The sequence below is a fragment of the Amycolatopsis halotolerans genome (assembly GCF_042647905.1).
GTDB classification, from domain to species: Bacteria; Actinomycetota; Actinomycetes; order Mycobacteriales; family Pseudonocardiaceae; genus Amycolatopsis; species Amycolatopsis halotolerans.
Map to the genome: position 1 here is coordinate 88,824 of NZ_JBHRWI010000015.1, position 12,948 is coordinate 101,771.

Consider the following 12,948-nt stretch of genomic DNA (forward strand, 5'->3'; position numbering starts at 1 on the left):
GCATCTCTGCATGGCGAATCTGCCGTCGTACGGTCACGTGCTGCCGAGCCTGGAGGTCATCCGGGAACTCGTCGCGCGCGGGCATCGGGTGAGCTATGCCAACGATCCCGCTTTCGCCGACGTGATCACCGCCGTCGGGGCGGATTTCATTCCGTATCGGTCGACGCTGTTGTCCTATTTGGACGGCCGTGCGGAATGGCCGTCCGACGAGATCGCGCACCGGGACCTGTTCCTCGACGACGCGATCGCGATGACTCCGCAGCTCCGGGCGGCGTTCGAGCACGACCGGCCGGACCTGGTCCTTTACGACCAGGGCGTGGGCGCGGTCCGAGTGCTGGCCGAACAGTGGCGGGTGCCGCACGTGATGTTCTCGCCGAACTCCGTACCGGACCGCAGCGACGACGAGCTCCTGCGCGAATTCGAGGAGCGGCGACGTGATCCGCGCTTCTCCGTCCATTACGGACGGTGGGCGGAGTGGTTGCGCAACAACGGAATCCCGTCTGGCTACCTCGGCCGTCCGGCGCGGGAACTCGCCCTGATTCCCCGGGTGCTGCAGCCGAACCCCGACCGGGTGGACTCGCGGCGGACCACCTTCGTCGGCCCTTGCTTCGGTGCACGATCGGAAGCGTGGCAGCCTCCCGCCGGGGTGGAACGGGTGCTGCTCGTGTCGCTGGGGTCGACGTTCACCGGCAAGCCCGGCTTTTACCGGGACTGCGTCGCGGCGTTCGGCGACCTGCCCGGGTGGCACGTGGTGCTCCAGATCGGCAAGCACGTCGACCCGGCCGTGCTCGGGGAGTTGCCGGGGACGGTCGAGGTGCGGGATTGGGTGCCGCAGCTGGCGGTGTTGGAGAAGGCCTCCGCGTTCGTGACCCACGGCGGGATGGGCGGGTGCGTGGAGGGGCTGTTTCACGGCGTGCCGATGATCGCGGTGCCCCAGGACCCGCACACCGATCAGCCGGACAACGCCGACGTGCTGGTTCGGCTCGGGGTCGGGCGCAGGATCGATCCTGGCCGCGTGACTGCCGGAGCATTGCGGGAGAGCTTGCTGGAGCTGGTCGGGTCGCCGGAGGTCGCAGCTCGGTTGGCCGAGGTTCGTCAGGAGCTGATGGCGGAGGGCGGGACCGCGCGGGCTGCTGATCTGATCGAGGCGGAGTTGGCGGCGGCGAGGGGTATCGGAGGTCACTCGGCCGCCCAGCCGGGACGGACCAGGCCGGTTTCGTAGGCGAGCACGACCAGCCCCGCCCGGTCCCGCACCGACAGCTTGCCCATGATGCGCGACACGTGGGTCTTCGCGGTCAGCGGACTGACCCGCAACCTAGCCGCGATGTCCGCATTGGACAGTCCCGTCCCGGCCAGTGCCAGTACCTGCCGCTCCCGCCCGGTCAACGCGGAGAGCGCCGCCGCGGCGGACGGGACCGGCTTCGTGCGGGCGGCGTATTCCGTGATCAGCCTGCGCGCGACGCCCGGGGCGAGGAGCGCGTCCCCGGCCGCGGCGGCCCGGACGCCGCGCACGAGTTCGCCCGGTTCGCTGTTCTTCACCAGGAATCCGGCCGCGCCCCGGCGCAGCGCCTCGAAGACGTACTCGTCCAGGTCGAAGGTGGTGAGCATGACCACGCGGGTCCCGCCGCACCGCGGGTCCGCGGCGATCCGGCCGGTCGCGGCGAGTCCGTCGAGGCCGGGCATGCGGATGTCCATCAGGACGACGTCGGGCCGCAGTTCCCGCACGAGGTTCAGCGCGGTCTCGCCGTCGGCGGCTTCGCCTGCCACCACGAGGTCCGGACTGGTCTCCAGCAGCACCCGGATGCCCGCGCGCACCAGTGCTTGATCGTCGGCGAGAACGACCCGGATCGGACCGGTCACCAGGCGCTGCCAACCGGCAAGACCGCGGCGACCCGGTAACCGCCGCCGGGAACCGGGCCTGTCGTGAGCGCGCCGCCGAACGCCGTCGCGCGTTCCCGCATTCCCGGCAGCCCGTTGCCGCCGCCCGATGCTCCTCCGCGAGGACTGCCTCCGCCGTCGTCCGTCACGGTCAGCTCGAGCCGGTCGTCGGCGCAGGACAGGCGGAGTCCGACGGTCGCGCCCGCACCGGCGTGCCGGATCGCGTTCGTGACCGCTTCCTGGGCGATCCGGTACGCGGCCTGGTCCACCGGGACGGGCAACGACGGCAGCGCGTCCTCGATCTCGGTCGCGACGCGCAGTCCCGCCGCGCGCGCTCCGTCGAGCAGTTCGGCCAGGTCGCCGGGTTGGGAAAGCCGGGGGCTCGGGCGGTACGGGACGTGGCCGGATTCGGGCGCACGCAGCGCGTCCAGCACCGCGCGCACCTCGCCGAGCGCGGAGTTTCCCGCGTCCTTGATCGCGGTCAGCGCCTGTTCGACGGCTTGCGGATCGCGCGGGAGCAGGGCGAGCCCGGCGTTGGCCTGGACGGTGATCAACGCCAGCTGGTGAGCGAGCACGTCGTGCAGGTCGCGCGCGATCCTGAGCCGTTCGTCCCCGGCTCGGCGCAAGGCTTGTTCCCGCCGGGTTCGCGCTTCACCGGCCAGCTCGGCCTCGCGGGCTTGGCGTGCCTGCCGCCGGACCCGGACGAGTTCCGCGGCAACGGCCAGCACGAGAAACCACGCTGCCAACCCGACCGCCGAAGCCAGGGTGGGCGCATCCCAGCCGGGCACCGGGACGCTGACGGCCAGCGCGTACCCGGCAGCTAGCACCGCGTAGGCGACCGGGCGGCGGCCGAGTACCACCGTGGCGGCGAACAAGAGGACCAGCGGCAGGAATACCGGCGCGGGCACCGTGCCCAGGAGCAGATCCGCGGCGTACATGGCGAATCCGGCCAGCAACGCGAGCGTCGGGCGGGTCCGCCACCACGCCACGGCGGCACCGGCTACGGCGGCAGTCACCCACCCCGCCCACGATGCGCTGTGGGCGACGACGGCAACCGCAGCGGCGGCCACGGCGAAAGCCAAGGCCAGCAACGCATTCCCGCCGCCCGGCAGACGGCGGGATGCTGCGGCGGCCCGACCAGATGTCACCACGCCATCGTCCGCGTCTCGCGGTGCTGGCGCGTCCGTCCGGAAGCGCATTCGCCGCTACGCTCCCGGACGTACTCCCGCGGGAGCAGGCCGGGATACGCCTCCGAAGCGACGCGCACCGGCCGCGGACCGCCGCATGATCCCTGGCATGCCCACCACCACTACCGAATCCCGCGTCCGCACCGGCGTACTGGCCGCAGTGTCCTATGTGGCCTTCTTCCTGGCGTCCCTAGTCCTCCCGGGCCTGCTCGGGCACAACCGAGGTGCGTCCATAGTCACGCCGTACTCGACGAACTCCGAGGTTGCGGCCTACCTCGCCGCAACCAGCCACGGCGGCCTCCCGATCGCCGCCTTCTGCCAAGCCGTCAGCGGTCTCGCACTGCTGGTCTTCGCAGGCTGGTCAGCTGCCTACCTGCACCGCCTCGGCCGCGAGGCCCATGCCGCGCTCGCCCGGTCCGCCGGGACCGCGGCAGCGGTATTTCTCCTGCTTTCGGCCAGCATTCAATGGATCCTTTCCCTGCCCGGAATCACCGACAACCTCGCCGTCTACCGCGCCGTCACGGACCTCAGCTTCAGCACAGGCGCGGCCGTCCAGATCGCCACCACCGGGCTCCTCACCGCCGCGGTCTCGACCGGCGCGCGCGGCCTTCCGAAGTGGCTCGCCTGGTTCGGCCTCGGGGTCGCCGCGCTTTCCGTGCTGTCCATGCTTTCGCTGCTGGCCAAGGGGTTCTCCCCCTTCCTGCCGATCGGCCGCTACCTCGGCATGGCCTGGTTCCTCGGGCTCGCCGTGTTCCTGCCACGGCGAGCAGGCCGTTACCCGGCGAACCGGTAGCCGACGCCGCGGACCGTCTCGATCAGGGTCTGTTCCCGCAGTTTGCGCCGGAGCTGCCGGACCACGACCTCCAGGACGTTCGAGTCCGGGTCGGCCATCCGGTCCCACGCGTGCTCGATCAGCTCCTTGCGCGGCACCGGCGCGCCCGCCGCGGCCATCAAGCGTTCGAGGACCAGGAACTCCTTCGGAGCCAGGGTGAGCAGCACGCCCGCGCGGCGCACCTCGCGAGTGCCCGCGTCGAGTTCCACGTCGCCGCGGCGCAGGACGGCCGGGCGGGTTCGCGGCGCGGGGCTCAGCCGGCAGAGGCTGCGGACGCGCGCGACCAGCTCGGCCATCTCGAACGGTTTGACGAGGTAGTCGCCGCCGAGCTGCAGGCCCGCGACGCGGTCGGCGGTGCTGTCGCGAGCGGTCAGGAACAGCACCGGCACCAGCCAGCCGGACCGGCGCCGGTGCTGCACATAGCCGAGCGAGTCGCCCGACGGCAGCATCCGGTCGAAGACCACGCAGTCGTAGGCGTTGACGAAGAGCGCTTCGTCGGCGACCGGCAGATCGCCCACCGCGTCCACGGCGAATCCGGCACTGCGCAACGAAACGTCGAGAGCTATCCGCAAATTGTCATCGTCTTCGACCACCAGCACCCGCACGAAGCCCAGGTTAGCGGGCCACCGCCGCCTCGATGTCGGCGATGCTCAGGCTCCGCAGTTCCTCGAGCGTCGGCACCCGGCCGAGCAGCCGCAACCGCTGGGACTGCGACTTCCGCACGCCCTCGAACAGCCGCCGCGCGTCGCGGGCGTTGCCGAAGTTCTCGTCGCCGGAGATCCGCGCGAAGTGGTCGACGAGCACCGGTTCCGCGGCCGCGTCCAGCTCGTAGTCCTGGCTGGAGACCATCCGTTCGATGATGCCGAGCAGTTCGCCGGGGGTGTAGTTCTCGAACTCGATCGTCTTGCCGAACCGCGACGCGAGCCCGGGGTTGGCGGACAGGAACCCCGCCATCTCCTTCGTGTACCCGGCCACGATCACGGCGACCTCGTCCCGGTGGTCCTCCATCATCTTCACCAGGGTGTCGATCGCCTCCTGCCCGAAGTCGCCGCCCGCCGAGCCCGCGCGCGACAGCGTGTAGGCCTCGTCGATGAACAGCACCCCGCCCTTGGCCTCCTCGAAGATCAGCGCGGTCTTCTCCGCCGTGTGGCCGATGTACTGGCCCACGAGATCGCGCCGCGACACCTCCCGGAACTGGCCGTGCGGCAGCACCCCCAGTGCTTGCAGCAGCCGCCCGTACAGCCGGGCCACGGTCGTCTTCCCGGTGCCGGGCGCGCCGGCGAAGATCAGGTGGTGGCTCGCGCCGCCGACCGGCAGTCCCGCGTTCCGCCGCCATTCGTTGACCTGCAGTTCGTCCACCAGCGAACGCACCTCGGCCTTGACGCGAGGGAGGCCGACCATCGTGTCGAGTTCGGTCAGCAGCTCGTCCGGCGCCCCGTTGCCGGAACCGGCCGGTCCGGTCGCCTCCACGACGGTCGGGTTCGCACCGTCGGCGAGGGAAATGCCCGGCTCCGCGGTGTTTTCCGCCCGGCACTCCTCGATACTGCCGCCGCATCCGGCCGCGAACGCGATGCCGAAACCGCGCGCGTCCCGGACGGTGCACTGCCGCAGCAGCGGCGAGCTGTGCTGGGCCACCGCGATCCCGTCCGAGCCGGTCCGCGAAATGGCGCAGTTTTCCAACACCGGGCGGCTGTATTGGTAGACGTACACCCCGCGCAGCCCGCACCCGGTCACGGTGCAGCCGCGCAACACCGGTGCGGCGCCCATGCCGATCACGACGCCGTCCCCGGTCACCTCCTCGATGACGGTGTCCACCAGCCGTCCGGGACTGCCTTCGATCACCACGCCCTGTTCGACGGCCTCGAGCGAGCAGCCGGTCAGCTCAAACCCCGCCGTCCCCTCGATCCGCACCGCGGGCCCGCGCCCGCCGGTGATCAGGCAGCGGCGTACGACCAGCTCAACGTTCTCCGCGGCCAACGCGGCCGACTCGCCCGCGTGCAACTCGATCCCTTGCAGCGTCAGGGATCCGCCGACCGCGTGCAGCACCGGATGCTCCGCTCCGGCACCGTCGACGATCACCCGCGCCCCGGCCTCCGCGGTCAGCGTCACGTGCAGGCCGGACAGGGCGAGCACCTCGCGGTACCGGCCCTCGGCGACGGTGATCACGGCGTGGTCCGGAGCGGCGGAGAGCGCGTCCCCGATCGTCGGGTACGCGCCGGGCCGGTCGGCGACGAGGAGGCGTCGTGCGTTCGTCATCAGCCCGCCTCGGCCATCAGCCAGCCCCGCCCGGCCGCCTTCGCCCCGGCCTGGAACCGGCTGCGCGCGCCGAGCCGGTTCATGATGTCGGCGACCATCCGGCGGACCGTGCGCACGGAGATGTCCAGCCGCGCCGCGGCGGATTCGTCGGTGCTGCCGGAACACAGCAGGGTCAGCAGATCGCGCTCGCGGCGGGTGAGCCCCGCGGCGCCCTCGCGGTCGTCGAGACCGGTCGGGATCAGCGGCACGGCCTCGGGCCAGATCCGGTCGAACAACCCGGCCGTCGCCGCGACGACGCCGGGCAGCCGGAACACCGCCGCGGACGAACTCCCGGCCCGGTCGTCCGGCAGCACCGCGGCCGAACGGTCGACGACCAGCGCGTCCATCGGCACGTCGGCCACGGTCCGCACGTCCGCGCCGGCGAGCGCCAGGCCGCCGAGAGCACCGGACAGCCGGGCGGAATCGGGGCACAGCACGCGATAGCGCACGCCGGGCCGCAGCGTCGCCTGACCCAGCCGGCGCACGACCTCCGCCGGTCCCGGCCCGACGGTGGCGCACATGATCAGCACCTCGCTCGCGGCGGACGCCAGCAGCCCGTCGATCCCGGCCGGTCGCGGCGCGGAACCGCCGCCCGCGACCAGGCTGAGCTTCGCGCCCGTGCCGGGCTGCCGTTCTTGCAGCACCTTCCGCTGCGCGGCAACGAGTTCCGGCCCCGGTTCCCAGCCGAGCTCGCGGGCCAGCAGCTTCCGAGCGTGCTCGAACGCGGCCAGCGCCTCAGCCGGACGACCGGCTTGCTGCAGGGCCAGCACGAGCCGAGCCCATGCGCTTTCACGGAGCGGGTCGCGGTCGGCGACCTCGCGCAGCAGCGTGATCGCGTCCGTCGCGCGGTCCGACGCGAGGTACGCCTCGGCGAGCAGGCACCGGAGCTCGGCGCGCCGTTCCTCCCAGTTCGCCGCCGCGGCCCGCGCGCCGTCGAACTCGAGACCTTCGAACGGCTCGCCCCGCCAGTGCCCCAGCGCGGCGGAAAGCCGCTCGGCCGCGGTCTCGTACGCCGCCTCGGCCAGCGCCGCCCGGCCGGATTCCGCCAGCGTTTCGACCAGCTCGGTGTCCAGTTCGCCCGGCAGCACCTTGATCCGGTAGCCGCCCGGCCGGCTTTCCAGCCGCTCCCCCACGCTCTGCCGCAGCTGCCACACGTAGCTGCGCAGGTTGCGCAGCGCGGAGGCGGGCACGGCCTGTTCATGCCAGATTCCGGCGATCAGCTGATCAACGCGGACCCAGGCGTTAGCGTGCAGGAGCAACAACGCCAGGAGCGCGCCCGGCTTCGTCGCCCTCAGCTCGATGCGGGTGCCGCTCGACGGGCGCGCCTCGAGCGGACCGAGTAGTTGAAACTCCATGCGCTAACTTTCCATCGGGACACCTGAGGTTTGGATGACAACGGTGATGGTCGTCGAAGACGACGAGAACATGCGGGTCGCGGTCGCCGCGCAGCTGGGCGCGGCCGGACTCGGCGTGCACGTCTGCGGAGACCTCGCCGCCGCCGGGAGAGCGCTCGGCTCGCACGCCTACGACTGCGCGGTGTTCGACCGGATGCTGCCCGACGGCGATTCCCTCGGCTACGTCGACGCGCTCCGCCGCCAGGGCTGGCACACGCCCGTGCTGTTCCTCACCGCCCGCGATTCGCCGGCCGACCGCGTCGCCGGGTTCGAGCACGGCGCGGACGACTACCTGGTCAAACCGTTCGCGATGGCCGAGCTGACCCAGCGGGTGCTGAACCTGTGCGGGCGCAGCGGGTCGGACCGGCCCTCGGTGCTGCGCCACGACGACCTCGTGATGGACTGCGCGCGGCGCGAGGTCCGCCGGGCCGACGTGCTGCTCACCCTGTCGAACAAGGAGTTCGCCGTGCTCGAATACCTCCTCGTCCGGTCCGGGCAGGCGGTGAGCCGGGCGGAACTGCTCGAACACTGCTGGGCCGCGGCTCCGGAGGAAATGGGCGACAAGTCCAACCCGGTCGACGCGGTGGTCAAGCGGCTGCGGCGGAAGCTGCGGGAACCGGAACTGATCCACGCCGTGCGCGGTCTCGGCTACCGGTTCGGCGCTCAGTGAACGGCTCCGCCGCCGACCGGTTGCGCCGGCTGCGCTGGGTCCTGACCGCGCTGTTCACCACGATGAACGCGATCGGGCTGATCGTGCTCGCCTGGATCGTCGTCAACGAGGACGCCGACCGCGGGACCGCCGAGGTCACTTCGAGCCTCGACCGCGTCACGTCTGCCGTCAGCAGGCAGGTCGGCTACGACGGCGGCGTGGTCAGCTTCGCGCTCGTCAACAGCGACGAGCTGAACAACGCCTGCCCGCAGTTCGCGATCCTGCCCGGCGGCGCCCAGACCTTCCGGCCGCACCTCTCCGGCCGCACCTGCGTGCCGATGGACACCGGCGTGCTCAACGGGCTCGCCGCGGACGCGATCCACACCGGCGGTCTCGTCCAGGGCTACCAGCAGAGCACCGACGGCCGGTCGGTCTTGGTTCGCGCGCAGCCGCTGCTGAACCCGTCCGGGAAGTACCTCGGGGCCGTCGTCGCGTCCGCCGACCTCACCGACACGGAGTCCGCGCACACGCGGTTCGTGCTGCTGGTGGTGGGCGGCTGCGTGCTGCTGATCGCCGTGCTCGGCTTCGCCGGGCACCTGCTGTCCGGCCGGTCGATCCGGCCCGCGGCGGCGGCGTTGCAGGAACAGGAAGTGCTGCTCGCCGAGACCGCGCACGACCTCCGCAGCCCGGTCGCCGCCCTGCGCGCGCTGGCCGAAACCGCCCAGGCGAACCCGGACCAGCGCGCCGCGCTGCTGCCGCGGACCGTGCAACTGGCGTCCGACATGGGCAGCATCATCGACAGCCTGCTGGTCCGCGCCCGGCTCGCGGCGGGCGTCGAACAGCTGCACCTGCAACCGGTGTGGCTCGATCAGCTGGTCACCGACATCGCCGAGAGCGCGCACACCGGAGGCGCGCAGGTGACCGTGACCGCGGCCCCGACGAAGGTGAACGCGGACCCGACGCTGATCCGCCGCGCGGTCGGCAACCTGCTGGACAACGCGGTTCGCTACGGAAGGCAGCCGGGCGCGGAAGCGATCGTGCACATCACGGTTTACGGCGGGACGGTCACGGTGGCCGACCACGGGCCCGGCATCGACCCGTCCACGGCCGCGGACGCCTTCGACCGGTTCAGCAGCACCGGCGGGTCGTCGGGGCTGGGGCTGTCGATTGTGCGGTGGGTGGCGCAGGCCCATGGCGGGGTGTTGTCGGTGTACAACGCGGACGAGGGCGGGGCGATTTTCGAGCTCCGCTTCCCGCAAGCGGCGTGACGACCCAGCGATCGTCGGCAGGATCGCGCGAACTCACGGCGCCGTGCTGTCGATCTGCAATGCTGACGTCGGCGATGCCTTCGAACTCCGCTTCCTTCAGGCCGCACGACGACAGGGTCCAGCGGTTCGCTCCGGCCGCCGCGACGCAGCAATCGTCGGGCGGGTGGCGCACGACGGGGTGTTGACGGTGTACAACGCGGACGAGGGCGGGGCGGTCTTCGAGCTGTGCTTTCCGAAGGCAGCGTCACGGCCGAACCGAGAGGCCGGATACGGGTGCCACGGCTCAGCGTTCCTCCGATTAGTGGCAGATGCCCACAGCTGCGCGGCCTTGAACTCCGTATCCACAAAGCAGCGTGACGGCCGAGCCAGAGGTTCGGCCGTCACGGCTCGGCGCTAGTCCGCGGTGTTGATCAGTTCCACCGTGCCGCTCCCCGACTCACCGAACCGGTTCGGCCGCGCCACGAATCCGTCCTGGGCACCGTTGGCCCGGCCCCGAAGGGCGACCGTCACGCCGTCGTTCGCGGTGGAGCGGCGGCGTCCGTTGGCGGATTGGCCGTCCGTGTTCTCCGCGCTGCCCGGACGCAGGGTTCCGGCGGCTCCGGCCCCCATACCGTGCGGCGTCATCGGCGGCACCATTCCGCCCGCACCGCCACGGGCCGAGCCACTCGCCGTCCCCTCGGGTTCCACGCTGCTTCGTTTCGCGGCCGTGGAACGCATGGCGGGCATCGCACCAATCCCGGCGCCAGCGGCACCGAGCGCGCCGAAAGGCAACCCGGAGGCCACCGGCGCGGAACCGGCCGCGGAAGGCATCCCGCCGAGCGCACCGCCCAGGTCGCCCGGCGACAGCGAGCCCGGACCCAGCCCGGCGAGCGAAATGCCTTGGCCCGACGTCCAATCCTTCGGGTCGAGGCTCAGGCCGTGACCGTTGCCGCCGATGGCGCCGGGCAGGCCGCTGGTGAGCTTCGACAGGTCCGGCGAGGTCCCCGACCCGCTGCCGATTCCCGCTGTCTGGGCGAGGCTTTGCACCTCGGTCAGCAGATTCACCGCCGCGTCCGCCGTTTTCACCGCGTCCGCCGAGGAGATGGTGAAGTTCGGGATCAGGTCCGCCGGGTTCGTCACGCCCGCCGCCCCGCACACAGCCAGCATCGCGCCGTCGTACTGGCCGCCCAGTTCGTTCATCACCGTCGCGGAGCTTTGCCAGGCCTGCAAAGCCAATTCCCACGTCAGCGGGTTCATCCGGGTGGCCGCGTATTCGGCGAAGAAGCCCTCGACGAGACCTTGCGTCACCGGCAGCGTGTCGGCCAGCGCGTTCAGCTGGGTCGAGACCTGCGACGCGGCGATCCGGTCGCTCCACGTCGTCAGGTCGGCGATCGACCGGCCGACCTTGGACTCGAACGAATCTGCGGCCTTGTCCTGCCAGCCGGCCAGGGTCACGGTGCCCGCGTTGCGACGCAGTTCGGCGGCGGCGGTCTGGCTCCAGGCATGCACCTCCGACCACATCGTCGCGGCGGAGCGCAGGGTCGGGATGTGCGCCTGCTCGGCGTTGATCATCGCCTTGTGGAAATCGGGAAGCAGCACGTTGTAGGGAATCACCGGTCAACTCCTCTTCAGACAGACTTCGGGGCGGACGGATGCTCGGGCGAGGCGCCACCGGTGCCGGTCCCCGTGTCGGTGCCAGTGCCAGTGCCGGTGCTCGGCGTCTTCCCGGCGCCCGAGAACTGCTTCAGCACGCCGATTCCCTTGTCGGCCACCTTCAGCGTGGACGTCGCCAGGTCGATGCTGTTGATCAGGTCAGTGGCCTTGTACTGCGCGGCGGCGGCCTTCACCTTCGCCGAGATGGTCGTCATGTCCTCGCTGGTGTTGCCGATGTACGCGCCGACCACGCCGGTCGCCGCCTTGTCCAGCACGGCCATCAGGATTCCCTCGACGGTGCCCAGCGGGCTGACCGGCTCCCCCAGCCTGGCCAGCGACGCGGGCGGCGCCGGGGCCTTGGTCTGCGCGGAGAACACCGCCATCGCCTCGGGGTCCCCCTTGATGAAGGATGCGTCGGACATCTTTCCCCTCCTCAGGTTCGGTAACTGCGTTCCGGGCCGGCGCTGCCGACCTGCCACAACTCTTCGTCGAGCACCTCGACGGGCGCCTGCTCGACCGGCGGCGGCGGTTTCTTCGGGGCCTTCGCCGGAGCCGGAGCCGGTTTCCTGCGCTTGCCCTCGGTTTCCCGTCCCGCCAGCACGACCCCGGTCTTGCCGTCGGTCTTGCGCGACCGCACGGCGTTGACCCGTTCCGCCGCCCCGGGCCGGATCCCGCCGGAGCCGGAACCTCCCCGCCCGGCACCGGATTGCGGCGGATACATCGGCGGCATGCCGCTGCTGCCAGCGCTCCCGGTCGACGTCGCCGCCCCGGCGGCGGGTGCGGCTCCGGCGGAAAGCCCCGCCTGCGCGGCGTTCGGCGAAACAGCCCCGCTCGCGCTTGTTCCCGCCCCGGCCGGGCCGCCGCCGACACCACCACCACCGCCGATTCCGGCTCCCGCCCCGCCGCCGACCGAGCCAGCGAGCCCGGGCAATCCGGAATCCGGTTGCGGGACCGGGGAAAAGTCCGCAGGCTGATACAGGTCGGCGGGGTTGAACGCAGTGCTGACCGGATCGGGCACCTGCGCGGCGTTTCCCCCGGTGCCGCCCGCGTTCTTGGCCAGGTCGAGCAGCTTGCTCGCCACGTCCGCCGCGTTCTTGGCGGTCACCAGCGGCGATTCGGGCGAGCTGTCGGCGGGGTCTTTGGCGGGTTCCTTGGTGTCGGGAACCTCTTGCGGGGACGGGGTTTCCTGCGGATTCGCCGACGCGGGATCCCCGCCGCCGTTGTTCGGCACGGCCGGACCCGGCCCCGGCTGGTCCGAGGTCGACGTCAACCCGACCTTCGGATCCCCCGACAGCTGCCTGCCGGGAGCGGCGAGCAGCTTCGACGTCACCTCCTGATACAGCGGCGTCAAGGTGTTCAGCCGGTCGGCGACGTCGTTGCGCGCCTGGTCCACGTCCGCTTGCGACGCGTTCGACGGCAGGTTCGCGATCTTCGCGTCGGCGAAGCCCCGCGCGTCGTGGATCGCGTTGATCAGCGCGGTGATCGCGTCGCTGATCTGCTTGGTGGTCGTGCTGGTCGTCAGCGGGCCGCCCGATTCGGGTCCTCCGGCCATGTCGTCGGTCCAGGACTGCGCGACCCGCACCACTTTGAGCGCCTCGGCGTCGAAGACGGTGCCCGCGAAGTCCTTCCAGCCGTCGGCGAGATCGAGCCGCGTCCGGTCCAGATCGGCCGCCCGGTCCGCCAGCCAGGGCCGAACCTGGGTCCACATCGCCGAAGCCGCGCTGAGCAAGGGCACGTGCTGGACGCACTCCGCCACGATCATGTCGCGGAGTTCGCCGAGCTCCTTGCTGCGGTAGTCGATCATGCCGGTCGC

12 protein-coding genes are annotated in these 12,948 nt (G+C 71.6%); 4 read left to right on the plus strand and 8 right to left on the minus strand.

The features are described 5' to 3' along the window. Positions 1 to 10: 10 nt before the first annotated feature. The gene (locus ACFORO_RS10685; RefSeq protein WP_377868704.1) at positions 11 to 1,222 is read left to right on the plus strand and encodes a macrolide family glycosyltransferase; all 1,212 of its coding nucleotides are present in this window, start codon (positions 11 to 13) and stop codon (positions 1,220 to 1,222) included. Here the strand turns inward: ACFORO_RS10685 and ACFORO_RS10690 are convergent. Together ACFORO_RS10690 and ACFORO_RS10695 are read right to left on the minus strand one after the other, a co-directional pair. Next, positions 1,180 to 1,860, minus strand: coding sequence for a response regulator transcription factor (locus ACFORO_RS10690; protein WP_377868638.1), 681 nt, complete (start codon positions 1,858 to 1,860; stop codon positions 1,180 to 1,182). The two genes, ACFORO_RS10685 and ACFORO_RS10690, sit on opposite strands and share 43 nt — an antisense overlap. Then, positions 1,857 to 3,026 (minus strand): sensor histidine kinase, encoded by a 1,170-nt coding sequence (locus ACFORO_RS10695; RefSeq protein WP_377868637.1) that lies wholly within the window; start codon positions 3,024 to 3,026, stop codon positions 1,857 to 1,859. Before ACFORO_RS10695 ends, ACFORO_RS10690 begins: the two co-directional genes overlap by 4 nt. Before the next feature lie 148 nt (positions 3,027 to 3,174). Here ACFORO_RS10695 and ACFORO_RS10700 point away from each other — a divergent pair, with 148 nt between their 5' ends. Continuing rightward, positions 3,175 to 3,858: a hypothetical protein gene (locus ACFORO_RS10700; RefSeq protein ID WP_377868636.1), complete on the plus strand. Its 684-nt coding sequence runs from the start codon at positions 3,175 to 3,177 to the stop codon at positions 3,856 to 3,858. On the opposite strand, the gene ACFORO_RS10705 is transcribed toward ACFORO_RS10700, so the two are convergent. From ACFORO_RS10705 to ACFORO_RS10715, 3 genes are read right to left on the minus strand one after another with little or no spacing between them, the layout of a single operon-like run. Then, positions 3,840 to 4,502, minus strand: coding sequence for a response regulator transcription factor (locus ACFORO_RS10705; RefSeq protein ID WP_354734994.1), 663 nt, complete (start codon positions 4,500 to 4,502; stop codon positions 3,840 to 3,842). The two genes, ACFORO_RS10700 and ACFORO_RS10705, sit on opposite strands and share 19 nt — an antisense overlap. Before the next feature lie 10 nt (positions 4,503 to 4,512). Beyond that, positions 4,513 to 6,153 (minus strand): right-handed parallel beta-helix repeat-containing protein, encoded by a 1,641-nt coding sequence (locus ACFORO_RS10710; protein ID WP_377868635.1) that lies wholly within the window; start codon positions 6,151 to 6,153, stop codon positions 4,513 to 4,515. Next, positions 6,153 to 7,547: a BTAD domain-containing putative transcriptional regulator gene (locus ACFORO_RS10715; RefSeq protein WP_377868634.1), complete on the minus strand. Its 1,395-nt coding sequence runs from the start codon at positions 7,545 to 7,547 to the stop codon at positions 6,153 to 6,155. The genes ACFORO_RS10710 and ACFORO_RS10715 overlap by 1 nt, the downstream gene beginning before the upstream one ends. A 34-nt stretch (positions 7,548 to 7,581) precedes the next feature. On the opposite strand from ACFORO_RS10715, the gene ACFORO_RS10720 reads away from it, so the two are divergent. Then, positions 7,582 to 8,256, plus strand: coding sequence for a response regulator transcription factor (locus tag ACFORO_RS10720; protein WP_354734997.1), 675 nt, complete (start codon positions 7,582 to 7,584; stop codon positions 8,254 to 8,256). Next, on the plus strand, positions 8,253 to 9,503 hold the full coding sequence (locus ACFORO_RS10725) for a sensor histidine kinase (protein WP_354734998.1): 1,251 nt from the start codon (positions 8,253 to 8,255) through the stop codon (positions 9,501 to 9,503). Before ACFORO_RS10720 ends, ACFORO_RS10725 begins: the two co-directional genes overlap by 4 nt. Before the next feature lie 393 nt (positions 9,504 to 9,896). Here ACFORO_RS10725 and ACFORO_RS10730 read toward each other — a convergent pair whose 3' ends face one another. Genes ACFORO_RS10730 through ACFORO_RS10740 form a run of 3 tightly spaced genes read right to left on the minus strand, consistent with a single transcriptional unit; the run spans position 9,897 to position 12,939 of the window. Continuing rightward, complete coding sequence (locus ACFORO_RS10730) at positions 9,897 to 11,096, minus strand: hypothetical protein (RefSeq protein WP_377868633.1); 1,200 nt, start codon at positions 11,094 to 11,096, stop codon at positions 9,897 to 9,899. Between the two features lie 14 nt (positions 11,097 to 11,110). Then, positions 11,111 to 11,557: a hypothetical protein gene (locus tag ACFORO_RS10735; protein ID WP_354735000.1), complete on the minus strand. Its 447-nt coding sequence runs from the start codon at positions 11,555 to 11,557 to the stop codon at positions 11,111 to 11,113. An 11-nt stretch (positions 11,558 to 11,568) separates the two neighbouring features. Beyond that, the gene (locus ACFORO_RS10740; RefSeq protein WP_377868632.1) at positions 11,569 to 12,939 is read right to left on the minus strand and encodes a hypothetical protein; all 1,371 of its coding nucleotides are present in this window, start codon (positions 12,937 to 12,939) and stop codon (positions 11,569 to 11,571) included. Positions 12,940 to 12,948 lie beyond the last annotated feature (9 nt).

Bases quoted from the DNA above. Each gene is read 5' to 3' on its own strand.
- ACFORO_RS10710 (WP_377868635.1), bottom strand. From the start codon at position 6,153: ATGACGAACGCACGACGCCTCCTCGTCGCCGACCGGCCCGGCGCGTAC.
- ACFORO_RS10715 (WP_377868634.1), bottom strand. From the start codon at position 7,547: ATGGAGTTTCAACTACTCGGTCCGCTCGAGGCGCGCCCGTCGAGCGGC.
- ACFORO_RS10735 (WP_354735000.1), bottom strand. From the start codon at position 11,557: ATGTCCGACGCATCCTTCATCAAGGGGGACCCCGAGGCGATGGCGGTG.
- ACFORO_RS10700 (WP_377868636.1), top strand. From the start codon at position 3,175: ATGCCCACCACCACTACCGAATCCCGCGTCCGCACCGGCGTACTGGCC.
- ACFORO_RS10685 (WP_377868704.1), top strand. From the start codon at position 11: ATGGCGAATCTGCCGTCGTACGGTCACGTGCTGCCGAGCCTGGAGGTC.
- ACFORO_RS10720 (WP_354734997.1), top strand. From the start codon at position 7,582: ATGACAACGGTGATGGTCGTCGAAGACGACGAGAACATGCGGGTCGCG.
- ACFORO_RS10740 (WP_377868632.1), bottom strand. From the start codon at position 12,939: ATGATCGACTACCGCAGCAAGGAGCTCGGCGAACTCCGCGACATGATC.